General features: G+C 65.5%; 1 protein-coding gene. It reads left to right on the top strand.

Annotation, left to right across the window (positions count from 1 at the left end; all coding sequences use genetic code 11):
• A partial coding sequence (locus G5195_RS20155) for a hypothetical protein (RefSeq protein ID WP_421236416.1) occupies positions 1–614 on the top strand: 614 nt, incomplete at both ends.

Below are 614 nucleotides of genomic sequence, written 5' to 3'. Positions count from 1 at the left end.
GACGGGTCAGAGACCTGGACCAGCCTGGTGTATACCTTCAACAATTTGCCTGCGAATACCACTGCAGTGGGTGGCACCCTGGTGGGTAACGTCCTGACAGTGAACGTGGTGGCGGGGGCATTGCCGCCGGCGTTTGGGCTGGTGTTCCCGGCGGACTATTCGACGGCCGGGGTGTCGGGCAGCGCGAACAACACCGGTGCGCCCATCAGTTACACCGTGGTGGCGACCACCAATGAAGGCACGGCCAACAGCAGTGGCACGGTCACTATCGGAGTGGAAGGGGATATCAGTGTCAGCGCCACCAACCTGGTGCTGGCAGAAACGGATGCACCGGTGGCGGTATCGCTGGCGGCGCAGCTGGGTGTCACTGCGACCGACGCGGATGGTTCGGAGCAGGTGACCGGTGTGACGGTGACCCTGAGCGGTGTGCCGGCAGGTGCGTTGATGGGGGCAGGCTGGGTGGCTGGCGCGGTGGCGGGCAGCTACAGCTGGAGCGGTGCGAGCACAGCGGGCGTACCTGGCTTTAGCTTGCCGGCGGACTGGAGCGGGGTCGTGAATGGCAATGTGGCGGGGACCACGGACGAGGGTGGGGCAGACAGCAAGCCCTTCACCGT

This window comes from Aeromonas sp. 601039 (assembly GCF_049174415.1).
Lineage (GTDB): Bacteria > Pseudomonadota > Gammaproteobacteria > Enterobacterales > Aeromonadaceae > Aeromonas > Aeromonas veronii_A.
The sequence above is the reverse complement of the archived record's forward strand: the minus strand, read 5'-3'. Positions and strand labels throughout refer to the sequence as shown.